18 protein-coding genes are annotated in these 14052 nt (G+C 57.4%); 16 read left to right on the forward strand and 2 right to left on the reverse strand.

Annotated elements, in window-relative coordinates; translation table 11 throughout:
• Positions 1-533: 533 nt before the first annotated feature.
• From KVT28_RS23620 to KVT28_RS23635, 4 genes are all read left to right on the forward strand, one after another.
• Positions 534-956, forward strand: coding sequence for a hypothetical protein (locus KVT28_RS23620; protein ID WP_217550453.1), 423 nt, complete (start codon positions 534-536; stop codon positions 954-956).
• A 64-nt stretch (positions 957-1020) separates the two neighbouring features.
• A complete protein-coding gene (locus KVT28_RS23625; RefSeq protein WP_217550455.1) occupies positions 1021-1368 on the forward strand; it encodes a hypothetical protein in 348 nt (115 codons plus the stop codon).
• 90 nt (positions 1369-1458) lie between these two features.
• Entirely contained in the window at positions 1459-1611 is a 153-nt protein-coding gene (locus tag KVT28_RS23630) for a succinate dehydrogenase flavoprotein subunit (RefSeq protein ID WP_217550457.1), read from the forward strand.
• A gap of 70 nt (positions 1612-1681) precedes the next feature.
• On the forward strand, positions 1682-2536 hold the full coding sequence (locus tag KVT28_RS23635) for an LPD29 domain-containing protein (RefSeq protein ID WP_217550459.1): 855 nt from the start codon (positions 1682-1684) through the stop codon (positions 2534-2536).
• 249 nt (positions 2537-2785) lie between these two features.
• On the opposite strand, the gene KVT28_RS23640 is transcribed toward KVT28_RS23635, so the two are convergent.
• The gene (locus tag KVT28_RS23640) at positions 2786-3283 is read right to left on the reverse strand and encodes a lytic transglycosylase domain-containing protein (RefSeq protein ID WP_217550461.1); all 498 of its coding nucleotides are present in this window, start codon (positions 3281-3283) and stop codon (positions 2786-2788) included.
• Between the two features lie 414 nt (positions 3284-3697).
• Here KVT28_RS23640 and KVT28_RS23645 point away from each other — a divergent pair, with 414 nt between their 5' ends.
• The gene (locus KVT28_RS23645; RefSeq protein ID WP_217550463.1) at positions 3698-4099 is read left to right on the forward strand and encodes a hypothetical protein; all 402 of its coding nucleotides are present in this window, start codon (positions 3698-3700) and stop codon (positions 4097-4099) included.
• Between the two features lie 43 nt (positions 4100-4142).
• On the opposite strand, the gene KVT28_RS23650 is transcribed toward KVT28_RS23645, so the two are convergent.
• On the reverse strand, positions 4143-5555 hold the full coding sequence (locus tag KVT28_RS23650) for a helix-turn-helix domain-containing protein (RefSeq protein WP_217550465.1): 1413 nt from the start codon (positions 5553-5555) through the stop codon (positions 4143-4145).
• 285 nt (positions 5556-5840) lie between these two features.
• Here KVT28_RS23650 and KVT28_RS23655 point away from each other — a divergent pair, with 285 nt between their 5' ends.
• From KVT28_RS23655 to traW, 11 genes are all read left to right on the forward strand, one after another.
• The gene (locus KVT28_RS23655) at positions 5841-6170 is read left to right on the forward strand and encodes a type IV conjugative transfer system pilin TraA (protein WP_217550467.1); all 330 of its coding nucleotides are present in this window, start codon (positions 5841-5843) and stop codon (positions 6168-6170) included.
• 9 nt (positions 6171-6179) lie between these two features.
• The gene (gene traL, locus KVT28_RS23660; RefSeq protein WP_217550469.1) at positions 6180-6476 is read left to right on the forward strand and encodes a type IV conjugative transfer system protein TraL; all 297 of its coding nucleotides are present in this window, start codon (positions 6180-6182) and stop codon (positions 6474-6476) included.
• Between the two features lie 18 nt (positions 6477-6494).
• Complete coding sequence (locus tag KVT28_RS23665; RefSeq protein WP_217550471.1) at positions 6495-7067, forward strand: TraE/TraK family type IV conjugative transfer system protein; 573 nt, start codon at positions 6495-6497, stop codon at positions 7065-7067.
• Positions 7060-7785 (forward strand): type-F conjugative transfer system secretin TraK, encoded by a 726-nt coding sequence (locus KVT28_RS23670; protein WP_217550473.1) that lies wholly within the window; start codon positions 7060-7062, stop codon positions 7783-7785. Before KVT28_RS23665 ends, KVT28_RS23670 begins: the two co-directional genes overlap by 8 nt.
• Positions 7775-9130, forward strand: coding sequence for a TrbI/VirB10 family protein (locus KVT28_RS23675; RefSeq protein WP_217550475.1), 1356 nt, complete (start codon positions 7775-7777; stop codon positions 9128-9130). Before KVT28_RS23670 ends, KVT28_RS23675 begins: the two co-directional genes overlap by 11 nt.
• A complete protein-coding gene (locus KVT28_RS23680; protein ID WP_211729651.1) occupies positions 9127-9468 on the forward strand; it encodes a hypothetical protein in 342 nt (113 codons plus the stop codon). Before KVT28_RS23675 ends, KVT28_RS23680 begins: the two co-directional genes overlap by 4 nt.
• Positions 9461-9622 (forward strand): zeta toxin family protein, encoded by a 162-nt coding sequence (locus KVT28_RS23685; protein ID WP_217550477.1) that lies wholly within the window; start codon positions 9461-9463, stop codon positions 9620-9622. The genes KVT28_RS23680 and KVT28_RS23685 overlap by 8 nt, the downstream gene beginning before the upstream one ends.
• Entirely contained in the window at positions 9615-10163 is a 549-nt protein-coding gene (gene traV, locus KVT28_RS23690) for a type IV conjugative transfer system lipoprotein TraV (protein WP_217550479.1), read from the forward strand. The genes KVT28_RS23685 and traV overlap by 8 nt, the downstream gene beginning before the upstream one ends.
• Positions 10164-10170: 7 nt before the next feature.
• Positions 10171-12777: a type IV secretion system protein TraC gene (gene traC, locus KVT28_RS23695; RefSeq protein WP_217550481.1), complete on the forward strand. Its 2607-nt coding sequence runs from the start codon at positions 10171-10173 to the stop codon at positions 12775-12777.
• Positions 12774-13127, forward strand: coding sequence for a TrbI F-type domain-containing protein (locus KVT28_RS23700; protein WP_217550483.1), 354 nt, complete (start codon positions 12774-12776; stop codon positions 13125-13127). The genes traC and KVT28_RS23700 overlap by 4 nt, the downstream gene beginning before the upstream one ends.
• 257 nt (positions 13128-13384) lie before the next feature.
• Positions 13385-14041 carry a type-F conjugative transfer system protein TraW gene (gene traW / locus KVT28_RS23705; RefSeq protein ID WP_217550486.1) on the forward strand — a complete coding sequence of 219 codons (657 nt, stop codon included), beginning with the start codon at positions 13385-13387 and terminating at the stop codon, positions 14039-14041.
• Positions 14042-14052 lie beyond the last annotated feature (11 nt).

A 14052-nucleotide genomic window follows, 5' to 3' on the forward strand; every position in this document is an offset into this window, starting at 1 on the left:
CCTGTGGTCTGGCCTTCTCTTCCTCTTCTTTCCTGTCTTTCTGCTGTCTGCCTGATTTCTCTGCTGCCGTTTTCTTACCGGGATCATAAACACCTGAAGGTCACGAACCATGGCCCCCTCCGGCTCCCCGGCAAGCCGGGTCGTCGAGCCCTACTGCGCTAACCGGCAAGCCGGTAAGCTCCGCCGGACCGCAGAGGGACGCGTTCCGGGCCTGACGGCTAGGGTCTGATGGCGGACAGCAACCCCTGCAGCGGGCGGTCGCCCGCGCGTTCACTGGCCACAAAAGGACGTGGCCGCTGAGGCCCGGACCGGCAGAGCCGTCCGGGGTGTGTTCATGCCGTTTTCGCGCGCGGTGGCGCTGTTCCGGTCATTCCAGGCGCGGAGGGCTTTTCGTAGCACCGTCATTCGTCAGCTGCAAGGGTGAAATGCACGCCTGCGGCGCCCCTGCATCTGCCGCCTGCCGTTGCTCCTTTGCCCTTCGCCGCGACTGGATCGACCGAAACATGATTACCCACCTCAGCAGGAGAAATGCCATGAACACACACAACGTCAACGTCAACACCGCCACGCCAGAATCTCCCAAAACATGGGTGAAAAGCCCGTCATTTCTCTGGCTAGGGCGCCGGGACGGCCTGCTGATTACGCTGGCAAAAGCCGAGGGCGACCTGATGACATATCTCGCGCTCAGCCGTGCGGGAGTGAGTCGGCTGGACGATGAAGCACTCAGCATCAGCGTGACAGCGGCGGCAGACGCCGTGCGTGATCTCGAAGATATGGGGGCGGTCAGTGCTGCGGACGTGTATCAGATGATTTACTCCGCTGAAGCGCTGAGCCTGGCCGCTTTCCCGGAGTTCTGGCTGGAAACACACCCGGAACCGTTACCCGCGCTGGAAGATTACTGTCGGGTATCACAGGAAAACCGTACGCGTTATATAGCCCGGATGGCTGAACGCTGAGCCTGAGAAAAAAGCCGGGAAGGCGGCAGAGACGCACTGAAAAATGACAACAGGAGAAAGCACGATGAAAAAACAGTATACCGGCGCCGCGCAGGCGGCTCAGTCAGAGATCCCGGGCCTGACGCCGGGGCTGGCAGAAAGCCTGGCGGCCCTGACGGCGCTGGGAAAGCACCGTCTCAGCGCCAGCGAGGAGCACGAGCACCTGTGGTTCACGCTGCACGATATGGCGCAGCAGATTGCGGACACCGTGCAGGACAGCGCGCTGCCGCTGTCTTCGTTCCGGGCGTGGATTGTGGCGAGCCATATCGTGCACGCGCAGTTTGGCAGCCGGGGCGAGGTGGTGTGGGGCAATGCATGCAGCCGCCTGAAAGACTGGCCGATGAACGGCAGGACGGGCGGACAACAGGCGTAAAAAAAGCGGGGCTACCATCCCCGCTTTCCTCACGGTCGGGCGTATTAGCGCCGCCAGACCTTATCAAAACCAGTAACTCAGGAGAGCTTTATGATTTCTGACAGCGATATCCTCGCACAGGCGCGCGCCTTTGTATACGGGCTGAAGGGCGGAAAGGGCGTACACGTGCCCGCGATGACGTTCAGGCAGTGGCCACGCTTTATGCGGCTCGTGAACCAGCTGCAGGCCGTTACCCCGGAATAACCCGCAGGGGCCACCTCCGGCAGGTGGCCATCTCAACCCTTTAACCAAAACAGAGGTACAGGTGATGAACATGTCACAGACAACGAAGCGCGCGCTGGTTCCCGGTCAGGTCGTTTATTCGGTGCTTTATAATCGCGGACGCGGCGTCATTGTTGCCATCCAGGGCGAGCAGAAACCGGACTCAGTAGGGGCCATTTCGGGCGTCATTTCGTATGGCGGAAACGCCACGTTTAATATTGCCTTCGAGAACGGTGACATTACGCGGGGACTGCCTGAAAGCATTCTTTACGGCAGACAGTGGCAGATATTTGACGAAATTAAAACGCCGGATGAGACGGCGGAAATACTGAAAAATGCAGAGGAAGAAGAGCGCCGCCGTAAACAGGAAAGTGAAGATGAAATCCGGCAGTTTAAAGCAGAGTGCGCGCGGCTGATATCAGACCCGAAATATGCGCACCTGTCGCAGGAAAAAAAAGGAGCCGTGCAGGTCACCGGGAATTTACGCCGCGAGCTTAAAGCAGCCTGGCCGGGCGTTAAATTTTCGGTGCGTAAACGCGGCTATGACAGCGTCAGCGTAAACTGGACCGATGGCCCCACCGAAGAGCAGGTTAAAACGATTACGGGAAAATATCGTGACAGTTATTTTGACGGGATGCAGGATATGTCAGTTTCCTGTTCATCGCCGTTTAACGAAGTTTACGGAGGCGTGGGCTACGTATTCGTTGACCGGGAATATTCGGACACCATGAAAAAACAGGCTATCGGGATCCTTAAAGTTAAATATGATCATCTGATTGGTGAAGAAGATATTACACTTGCCCGTTATAATGCGGGAGAACTTTATAACGTCCGCCCGGACTACTTTGGTCATGGGGGCGGTGTGCAGGGTGAAATAAATAAAATTTTGTCAGTTACCACTGAGTAGTCAATCGGGAGCCTTCGGGCTCCTTTTTTAACCCTTCCTGCCATGCTCTCTTATTCTTAATCGTAAGTGCATGCGAATCATCGTTTTTTGCTGAAGGTGAAGATCTTTATTCCTTCATAGCCCGCCCCGCGCCGCTGAAAAAAACGCTCATGTCTGAAATGCCAAATCATCAGGAAAAGTCGGTGCTTATTATTGCATTCAGGTAATGAATGAGTATTTAAATCGTTCTGACCCACATCGGCTATATCATTACGGAAAGGCGACGCGCGGGATTTTACCTGCCTTGATGCCTTTGTAATGACCGTCGATGAGCATAGCGTAATTGTAACGGTTCTGGATGGTAACCGGGATATTTTTCATCCCCGCGTTGTACATGCCGACCGCCAGCCAGTTTGTGCCGTACTGATTGAAATTACGGCGCAGCAGCATCGCGCCGATGTAAATATTCAGGCACGGATCGGACATCAGCTTATCCCGGTTAAGGCCGGGGTACTCTTTTTGCAATCCCCGCATGGTAACGGAATTAATCTGCATAAGGCCGTAATCACTGCTTCCGGGTTTTCCGGTACTGGTCACATTAGTGTTAACGGCCCGGGGGTTGTAGCGTGATTCCTGCCATGCTATCGCGCGCAGATAATCGGGATCGATGGAATACCATTGTCCTGCATTAATAAAGCAGTCTGCGCGCGCGCTGGCGTTTAAAATGCCTGTTGCCAGCAGGGCCGCGGCGCATATAAATAAGCGCATTGCCGCTCCTGATTTGAAAAGTTCGGGGGTGCCGGTACATCCAATAATATCATAAGAAAGTGTTTTTTACACACCACTCGCAAAATTATTTATGCAATAATAATGCATTAAAAACATAGACTTAGATTAAAATTGTAGAAAATTTAGCCTTGCGCTTGGTTGCCGTGGTGCCTCCTTGAAGCAACAGATTGGGGGCTTAAGGGTTGCCTTGAGGCAAATGTATATTATTCATATACATATGAAAGTTAAATTTCATAAAAGGCCACAAAGCAACTGTGCAACTGCCACTAAAATGCCGCAAGGTTGCCGTGTGGCAACCAAAAGTGATAGTATTATTTCAACTGTTAATCTTCGCTCTGACTCATCCGATGAGCTAGCCAGAAGGTATAATATTTTTAAAAAGGTGGGAAGAATATGTCTGAGGATACAAGTTCCAAACGCAACCGAGTTTATCTGACCGTTCCGTTTTCATTACTTGAAAAGGTCGATGCGCATGTGGAAAAAATGCTCGAAGATGGTGAATCACGTGAATCAGCAAATCGCTCTGCATTCGTTATGGAAATGTTCAAACTTGGCCTCAGAGTTCATGAGAATAAAATCAACAAAGACGAATCGACCAAGACTCTGGATCAAAAGCTTGAATTGATTGCAAAGAATGCACTAATGAATGGATTTATCATCGACGCCATGTTCGGGATAATGAAGGAGACAGTAGACACATCTAAGGTCATAAAAAATGAAATGCTTCTTGAACCAGAGTGGCCGAAAGAGATGAAGGAAAGAGTTGCGGGGAAATTATTAGAGTATTTTAAGTAATGTTATTAAGGGCCGGTAAACGGCCCTGCTGTTTTACCTGAGATCAATCTGCTTTCTTCTTCTTAGCCTCTCTTTCTTCTTTCCTGCGCAGCTTCTCTTCTTCTTCCTTCTGAGCTGCGCGGATATATCGACGCAATGTCAGCGCATTAATACCGTACTGGGTATACACCTGCACACGCGTGTGGCCACCTTTCAGAACGGCGTTAACCGCCTGATCTCTGTCGCGCTTCGAAAGGGGGTTCCGATTGTCATATTTGACGCGCTTTTTCTTTGTTTCTGGTGCGTTCTTTTTTTCCTTCCAGGCCTTTTTAACAACCCCAATGCTCACCCCGAGAATATCTGCGGTCGCCTGCAGCGTTTTACCCTGCATCCGCAACCTGACGACGCTTTCATACACTTCCGGCGGAATGACACGGTAATCCTCGCTGTGGCCCACATATTTAATAAGCGTGTCAGTGGTAATACTGAATTCACGAAGAATATCCTTTCTCATCGTTCCTTCTGCGAGTTTTTTCTTAATAACCTCCACATCTTTTTTACTGAGCTTCCTGTCTCTCTTTTCTTCAAAGAGCACAAGTCCATCACGAAAAGCGATTTTCTTGACCGCATTGTAAACGGCTGCCCGACTTATTCCGCAGGCCGATTCTATATCATTAAGCGTTTTTTTCGGCTCACCGTGATACATATCTGACACCATCTGCCACTGCAACCACCGGTATTCCATCGCGGACATACCCCGGCGGATTTTTATCAGCTTGTACACGTAAGCTTCAGAGCATTTCATCTCTGCACATATTTCCTTTACGCGCCTCCCCTGCAGAAGTAGCTGCAGGACTTTTTCGGCATCAGGGGAATCCGAGCGTTTTTTCCGTCCTTTTCGGGCAGGAATTTCCTGGCTGATTTCCGTCCCTTCCGGTAATGAAACGGTTTGCGCTTCTTCTCGTTTATTTATTATCGCGGTCGGCGTTCCGCCGGTCAGCTCAACGGGGCTGCCGGCCTGCACAATATTATTTTCAACGGCCTCTTCCGGCGCATCCTGTGCGGTCAGCACTGCAGATTTTTCAATTCCGGCTTTCACTCTTCCCGCCTGCCATAAATTCACGCCCGGCCGGGGAAGGGGCGCCAGAAATTCCTGGCTCAGCAGTATCCATATTTCCGGATCGGCCCGGTCATCGTCACTGCGTATGTGCGCGCGGGCGCGCTCAGAGAAGGCTCTCGCCAGGCGTCCGGGAATGCGACGACTCATGTATATGAGGAAGGGGATAGTCACGACGCGGCAGGCATACCATCTCCGGCCCATGGCCTCGACTTCAAACCATCCGGGGTCCCGGGCGTAGTGAAAAAGGGCTTCCTGAGTCAGCTTCCATAAGGCTTCCTCATCATTTGTCCTAAAAAATGCCGCAGCTATCCCTGCCGGACTGGCCATATGAAGCATCAATTCTGCTGGCAGCGTCATTCAATTCTCTACTTTATTCAGTCAGTTATCTGTAATCACAAGCGGATTCGTTCTTTACGATAAAATAAATAGATCAGTAAGATCAATAACTTATATTGAAGTTGGGGATCTGTGAGCGTAAAAAAGCGTCAGCCAGTTAAGAAACCGTAAGTTTCTGTAGCTTTCTGCTTAATCCGTAAAGGAGGTGTAACAGGAAAACTGAAAATTTGACTTACTGCCTTATCGGCAGCTGAACGAGATAATTTAACCGACTGATCATTATAACCCTAACTAAGGAAATTACCTATGAAGGGCGCATTAACTACGTGCTTTAAATACTGCCGCAAGGCAGGGGCGGTAGCGTGGCAGAAACTGAATCGTCTCACGCTGCTTTCTTCCATCGCGATCCTGTCCGTTCCGGCCTTCCAGGCACACGCTGAAGACCTGTTCTCAGGCGGTAAAACGACCATCTCGGATACGTTCGGGAGTGGATCCACAGTGGTGTGGATTCTTTATATAATTGAGATACTTGCGGCCGTATTCACTTACGTGAAGACAAAGAACCTGGCCATGTTCGGGGGCATTGCTGCTGTGATGGTGTTTATTAACGTTGCCTTCGGCATCATTCCAACTTAAGCCGAGCTTATGGAAAAACGTAACCGGTTTCAATATGCGGCTACGTTTTCCGAGCAAAGGCGTCTCGTGGGGCTTCCACCTGATGAGTTCTGTGTCTACGTGCCGCTGGCACTGCTGGCCATTTTTCTCAACATGTGGATTTTCGGCCCCACGCTCTTAGCCGCCGTGATTGGAATACGTCACCTCAAGAAAGGCCGCGGATCTCAGTATCTTCTCAACCTCGCGTACTGGTGCCTGCCCACCTCAGTGATGCGCTTCTTTATCGGCATCCTGCCTGAAAGCTATAAACGGCACTGGGTCGCCTGACCCCCTACCGGAGACATCATGGAATACAAGCTGCGCTCTGCGGGCAACCGCAATATGGCCGTGGCCATTATGGTGCTGCTCGTTATCACCATTCTTGCGCTGGTCCTCTGCTGGCGCATTTACAGCGATAACCGGGCGCTGATGAATCAGCTCGTCAGCAACCGGCAGACCATTGTGGTGCCCTACGGCGCCGACACGCCGTTCAGCTTCACGGGAGAGCGCGGCGACGCCCGCTACCTGCGCCTGATGGCGCTGGCGTGGCTGAACCTTCGCCTCAACATCACCGACAGCAACGCGGATGCGAGCCATGAAATGCTGCTCGCCGCCGCCTGCGACGGCGCGGATAAAGCCCTGAAGGGCGTGCTGGCCGACGAGGCTTCGCGCGTAAAGGGCAACAGCGGCGGGTCGGTGTTCTATCCCAAAGATTTTGGCGTCTGGCCTGATAAAGGCATCGTTGATATCAGCGGCGACCTGCAGCTCAACTACGGCCTGCACGACGCCCGTCCTGTTAAAAAGCACTATCGCATCCGCACGGACACCCGCAATAACCGTCTCTGCTGGAGCGCGTTCCTGGAGGTTCCCGATGCGTAAACACCTGCTTATCAGCGCCGTGGCGCTGCTGACGGCGCTTAATGCCCGAGCTGAACAGCTGACCCTCAATCCCGGCGCCCGCGTGAATGCGGCGGTGAGCAACAACAACCCGAACTATCTGCGCGTCAGCGACGACCGCATTCTCAGCGTGCAGGCCGCGCAGGGCGTGATTAGCGCCAAATCGCCCACGCCGGAAGGGGCAATTGTGTTTTCCACCGTCACCGATAAGCCCTTCACGCTTTTCGTGCAGACGGCGTCGGGCTTTGCCTTTTCCCTCCAGGCCACCCCCGGCAGGCGGGCAGGGCTGAGCCTCACGGTGGATAACCGTGAGGTGCAGGGCACGGAAGAAGCACGGGCGTTTGAGCAGAAGCAGGACACTTATAGCGCGCTCATCAGCGGCCTGGTGGGTCGCTTCATTAATAACCGCAAGCCCGAAGGCTACGTGTTCAGCAAAAACACCGACGTGCCGGTGAGCGGAGCGGTCAGCAGCGCGTTTGCCCTGCGTCCGGTAACAGCCTGGCAGGGCGACCGTGTGCGTATCGTACGCACGGAGCTGACCAGCCTGTCGTCGCAGCGCCTGCGCCTGAGCGAGCGCTACTTCTGGAGTCCGGGCGTCATGGCGGTGGCGTTCCATCCGCAGCTGGACGCGCTGGAGCCGGGCGCGAAGGTCTCCGTCATCACGGTGTTCCGCACGAAGGGGGGTGCCGATGAACATTAACCGTCTCATCCAGAGTAAGCAGCGCCGCCTGATGGCCTACATCGCCGGTGCGGTGCTGCTGGTTATCGGCGGCCTGTATCTGGCCAACCGGAGCGCGTCCGGGCACGGGTCAAAAAAGGCGGACAAGGCGGACGTGGCCGCCGCCGAGCCCAACCTGACCGGCGGGTCCGTCACCAACTCGTTTGACGGCGCGGGTCAGGGCTCGCTGCTGGTCAGCGCGCAGAACCGCGAAAAGGAGGCGCGCGAGCAACTGGCCGGGATGCAGAAGGACTTCAAATCCCTGAAGGACCAGATGTCTGACGTGATGAGCAACAACCAGTCGCTGCAGAAGACCGTGGGCGAGCTGATGGACAAGCTGAAGGAGCAGCAGAATCCGCCTAAGCAGGGCGCATCTGCACAGACTGGCGGCAATCCGCCACCGCGTGCCGAATACGCTTTTTCACCTCCGGCGCCGCAGCCGGGGCAGATTGACAGCGCCACCTTCGACTATTCGCAGTTTGAGCCAAAGGCAAAGGACACCTCGTTCTGGGTCCCCACCGGCACCTTCTCCGACGCCATCGTCATTGAGGGCGCGGACGCCAACGCCTCGGTGCGCGGCGAAAACAACCTGGTTCCGATGCAGTTCAAGCTCAAAGGGCAGGCGCACCTGCCGGGTAATAACAGGCTGGTGCACCTCGACAACTGCTTCGTGACGGCGGCGGCCTACGGCGATATTTCCAGCGAGCGCGCCATCGTCCAGCTGCAGCGGCTCTCCTGCATCATTGACGGCAAGCATATCGATCAGGCCGTGAAGGGGCACGTCGCCTTCTATGGTAAGAACGGCATCAAGGGCGTGCCGGTCATGCGCAACGGCAAAATCCTCGGGCTGGCGTTTACCGCAGGCGCCCTGGGCGGGCTCGGTCAGAGCGCATCGCAGGTAGGCCAGACGGTCACCGGTATCGGCGCCACCAGTTCCATCAGCGGCGGTGAAGTGGCGCGCGGCGCCATTGGCGGCGGCGTAGGTAAGGCGGCCGACAAGCTGGCTGACTACTACATCGAACGCGCCGAGCAGTATCACCCCATCATCCCGATTGGCGCGGCCAACCGCGTGGAAGTGGTGTTTATCGAGGGCTTCCGCGCGAAGTTCATCGAGGACGAGGAGGCAGCGAAGCTCGCGAAAGAGCAGAAGCGGTCGGGCGGCGAATCGCAGGATACGCAGACACAGGCGCGTGGCAACAGCGGTCTGCCACCTGACCTGGTCGGGCGCCTGGGGGATGCCACCCGTCTGAACGTTAACGACTTTGTGGCGCCGGTCAGCGGCAACGGCGGACAACAGCGGGCGACGCCGCAGGGCGTGGCGCAATGACGGCGGGCAAGATGCGTATGGCGCACGCCGAGCACTGTGGCTGGATGGTGTTTACCGAACGCAACGTGACCTGCTTCGGCCGTGAAGCGGACGGACGCGTTGCCGGGCTGCAGGCGATGGGCTTTGGCGTCAAAAAGCTCTACTGCAAGCCCGGTCTTATCCCTGACGACGGCTACGTGGCGCTCTTTGGTGAGACGCTGCGCCGCCTGCTGGAGGTCTCCCCTGGCGACACCTTTGCGCTGGGGCTGCTGTCCCGCCTCGGGACCAGCGGCAAAAACGGCGACCTCTTTATCGACTTTACCGAAGTGACTGACCTCAACGGAGACCACCATGAATAATCCCTTTGACGAATGCGACACGTCACCTGAACAGGGCGCTCAGCCTGCAAATTACATGGTAGCCGGACAGACCGGCGCCGGGAAAAGCACGCTGATGATGAATCTGTACAAACCGTTTATGACTCCCCCTGAAGACGGAGAACCTCATGAATAAAGTCCGCTTCCTCACCCCCTTTGCGCTGGCCGCGCTGCTCTGCGGCTGCGCGGGCATGAACAGCGAGTTTGAGTTTGATAAGCCGGCAAAAGATACCGGCGTCTGGATGTCGCAGGCGGACGATATGTCAGCAGGCAGCAGCGGCAACGCGCCCGCAGCGACCGGTGCCAGCATGACAGGCGCGGGCATCCGCCTCGACGACTACCGCCTGATTGATACCGGCAACATCCGGCTGGACCCGCAGGGTGAAGCGCCGGGCAGCGGTCAGAACTGGCGCGAAGGGATCCCGGTGCGCGTGGCGTCAGCCGGTTCGGTGCGTCCCTTCACGCGAGATAACGGCGTGCTGCGGCCTGCGGGTAACCAGACGGCTTACTGCAGCGCGGCGCACTGCTTCCCGGAACCGTCCGCCGCGTTCCGCCGTCCCGACGGCGTGGCGCGCATCTGGATTGCGCCTTACGTTTCCCCGGACAACAGCGTCCACATGGGGGAGGTGATTTACAGCGTTTCCGGTCACGGCGACTGGAACGGCATTCTGATGTGAGGTGCGCATGAAACTACCTAAAGGCCTGCGCTTTGACCCGCTGAACGTGGTGGAGACGGTGGCGGGGATCCTCGGCGAGCGTGACACCACCGGCGAGACGCGGGAGAAGCTGCAGGAAATGGACTTCCCGCACATCCGGGACCTGCTTCCCTATAAGGACTACGACAGCGAGAGTCGGATCTGGGTTAATAAAACGTCCGTGGGGTTTGTGGTGGAGTCGCAGCCGCTTATCGGCGCCAACGAAAAGCTCGCCGACAGCCTGGAGTATTTGCTGCGCGACGTGGCCCCCCGGGATATCCCGCTGCAGGTGATGCTGGTCTCCAGCCGCGCGGTCAAAGAGCAGGTTCAGCACGGACTGAAAAACTTTGCCTGGCAGGGGCACCGCGCGGCCGAGTGTAACGACGTGACCGCGCGCTTCTACCTGAACGGCGCGCGCTACACCTACGGCAACGGTCTTGACCACCCGCTGACCCTGCGCGATTACCGCCTGTTTTTCATCTGGGCGACGCCAGTCAAAAACGTGACCGACACGGACCTTATCCGCGTGCGCGACGTCCGGCGTAACCTGCTGAACGCGCTCAACGCGGCGGATATCTGGTCCTCCGCCGTTGGCGTGACCGAATTCAGCAGCGTCCTGCGCGAGTTTCTTAACCACGACCCGGCGCGGCTTGAGCGCTACGACAGCACCTACGACCCGTCGGCGGACCTCAGTACGCAGTTTGTGGATCGCACCACATCCTGGCGGGTGAAGCCCTCTCACATCCGCATTGAGGGCAGCGATCGTCAGAGCCGTCCGTTTGCCGCACGCATGGTGAACCTGAACCTCGACACCAACCCGCAGGAGCACTATCTGTGGCAGAACGGCAACATCATTCAGGATCTGATGTCGCCGACCAACGGCATTCCGTGCCCCTTCATCTTTACCATGGTACTCACCACCGAGGACCAGATGAAAAGTCAGGGCGAGGCTAACGCGAAGTTTCTCGCGCTGGACTCGCGCGTCAACACCAGCTACGCCAAGTACATTCCGTCCACCAAGCGCCAGCACGCGGAGTGGAGCGACGCCCGCACCCGGCTGCTGGCGAATCAGACGTCGCTGACCAGCTACTTCTGCGGCCTGACGCTGTTCTGCCCTGATGATGACGACCTGACGTCGCGCTACACCGAAAAGGCGCGCAACGCCTGCGCCGCACAGGGGCTGCGCTTCGTGCGGGCGGACTTTATGCAGCTGCGCAACCTGCTGGCAACCGTGCCCTTTGCGATGACGGACAAAAAGCTGCGCGGCGACTGCCGCAAGACCGGCGCCATTCAGCGCTCGGAAACGTTCCACGCGGTAAACCTGATGCCGGTCATCGGCGATAACAAGCTGTGCGTCTCGGGGATCCTCATTCCGAGCTACCGCAATCAGGTCGCGTTTATCGACGTGTTCGATGAGAGCCTGCCGAACACCAACTTTAACTGGTTTATGTCAGGCACCTCGGGGGCGGGTAAGTCGGTGCTGGCCAACTCCATCGCGCGCTCGGTGCTCGACAAGGGCGGCACGGTGGCGGTGCAGGACATCGGGGACTCCTACAAGGCGGCCTGCAGCAGCCTGGGCGGCACCTACATTAACGGCGAGTCGCTGCGGTTCAACCCGTTTGCCAACGTCACGAATATCACCCTCGCCGCCGAGCGCATCCGCGACCAGCTGTGCATTCTGGCCAGCCCCAACGGCCTGCTGGACGAGGTGCACGAGTCGCTGATCCTGGAAGCCATCACCGAGTCGTGGCCGCAATACCAGCAGGATATGCGCATCGACCACGTCATTGACTACCTGAAGGCGCGGCAGGCGGAAATCACCCGCGAGCACTCGTCGCTGATTGGCGGACGTATTGATGAAATCACCACGCTGCTCAGCAAGTACAGCACGCGCGGCATCTACGGCAAGTTCTTCAACTCGTCCGAGCCGACGCTCAGGCCGGACCTGCAGTTTGTGGTCACCGAGCTGGGCGACCTGCGCAAGCAGCAGGATCTGCTCTCGGCCATCCTGTTCACCATCATGATCTGGAACGAGAACATGATGTACACCACGCCAAGGAGCCAGCGGAAGATGAACATCATTGATGAGGGCTGGAAGCTGCTCGGCGGCTCCAGCAAAAAAATCAAAGACTTCATCGAGGAGGGCTACCGTACTGCCCGCCGCCACAACGGCTCTTACGGCACGGTCACCCAGGCCATACGTGATAAGAACCTGTCTACGGCGGCGCTTGCGGCCTACGACAACAGCTCATTTAAGTTCACGTGCATGCAGGACGCCAAGTCGTTCACCACCTTCCAGAAGGAGGAGCCGCACGCGTTCAGCGAGCTGGAGTGGGAGCTGATACGCAAGTTCCCGCCGGCGAAACAGGCACGCTACAGCTCGTTCCTGCTGAGCGTCGGCGAATACTCCAGCTTCCACCGGCTCATTCTCGATCCGCTCAGCGATTCGCTGTTCTCCTCTAAGGGGGATGACTTCACGTACCGCGAGCAGCGGCTGCGGGAGGGGGCCGACATCAAGGACGTTCTGTTTGAAATGGCCGAGAACGATGCACACAAGCGCGACATCATTCACATGCTGCGGGAGATGCAACTTTGAACAGTAAACACCTTATCGCGGGCTGCGCACTGTCGGTGGCCCTGAGCACTGGCGCCTGCGCGGCGGCCTGGTTCCTCTGGCTTAAGCCGCCAGAGCTGGTCACCTTCGATATGAAGGGCACGACCAATACCCTTATCCGGCAGGCGGCAAAGCTTGACCTGACGGAGGATCAGCGTCACGCGCTGCTGTCCCGCTTTGACCGCTGCGTGACCACCGCCACCGGTGAATATGCCAGCGAGCACGGGGCCGCCATTCTGGTGAGCCCCGCCGTCGTCACCGGCCTGCCGGACGCCACCCCGGAGATTCAGGCACGCCTGGCGGAGCTGATGAAGGCCGGCTCACAGCAGTAACCCTGTCCGATCACCCGATACGGGAGCTTCCCGATGAAACACACACTCAGTCCGGAAATGCTGGCCTGGCGGCAGGCGCATATCCGCTGCGCCGCCCTGAAGCTGCGCTACCGCCGCCCTGAAGCTGCGCTACCGCCGCCTGTGCAGCCGCACGGATACGCCGTCCACGTTGCTGGCCGACACGCTCCGGCAGACAGAGTCCGCGCAGGCGGCCTGCCGCCGGCTCAGAAAACCGCAGACATCCTGAAGGAGCGGATATGTACTTCATTCCTCACCCCCGTCAGCGCCGGGCCGCGCTGCTCCTGCTCAGTCTCTCACTGACGCAGGCGGCAGGGGCCGCTGAGCTCGGCACCTTCGGCGACACCTGGGACATCCGCGAGCACAACCTTATTACCGTGCTGAAGCGGAACCTTGAGCAGCACTTTGCCGGTAAGTCACAGGCGGAGATTGAGCAGGAGATGCAGAAGAAGGTGGAGGACGAGGCGATGCGGCCGCCGCCGGTTGAAGGCATCACCACCGCGCGGGAGACGCGCAGCCGCCTCTTCGACCCGTCCTTTACGGTGCAGCGCGACATCGCCGACCAGAACGGCGTGGTGTTCGCCCACAAAGGCCAGAAGGTCAACCCCTTCGACGTTATTCCGGTGTTTGACGAGACCCTCTACTTCATTGACGCCGACGACGACCGTCAGATTGCCTGGGTAAAGCAGCAGGTCCCGCAGACCACCACCTCGCGCGTCATCCTGGTGAACGGCAACGTGCGCGACAGCGCAGAGGCGCTGGGCAGCCGCGTCTACTTCGACCAGACCGGCAGCATCACGAAGAAATTCGGCATCACCCAGGTTCCTGCGGAAGTGAAGCAGGCGCCCGGTCAGAAACGCTTCCTTATTACTGAATTCGGTCTTCCCGACCGCTAACGGAGTCAGAC

This window comes from Pantoea sp. GbtcB22 (assembly GCF_019091025.1).
Taxonomy (GTDB): domain Bacteria; phylum Pseudomonadota; class Gammaproteobacteria; order Enterobacterales; family Enterobacteriaceae; genus Pantoea; species Pantoea leporis.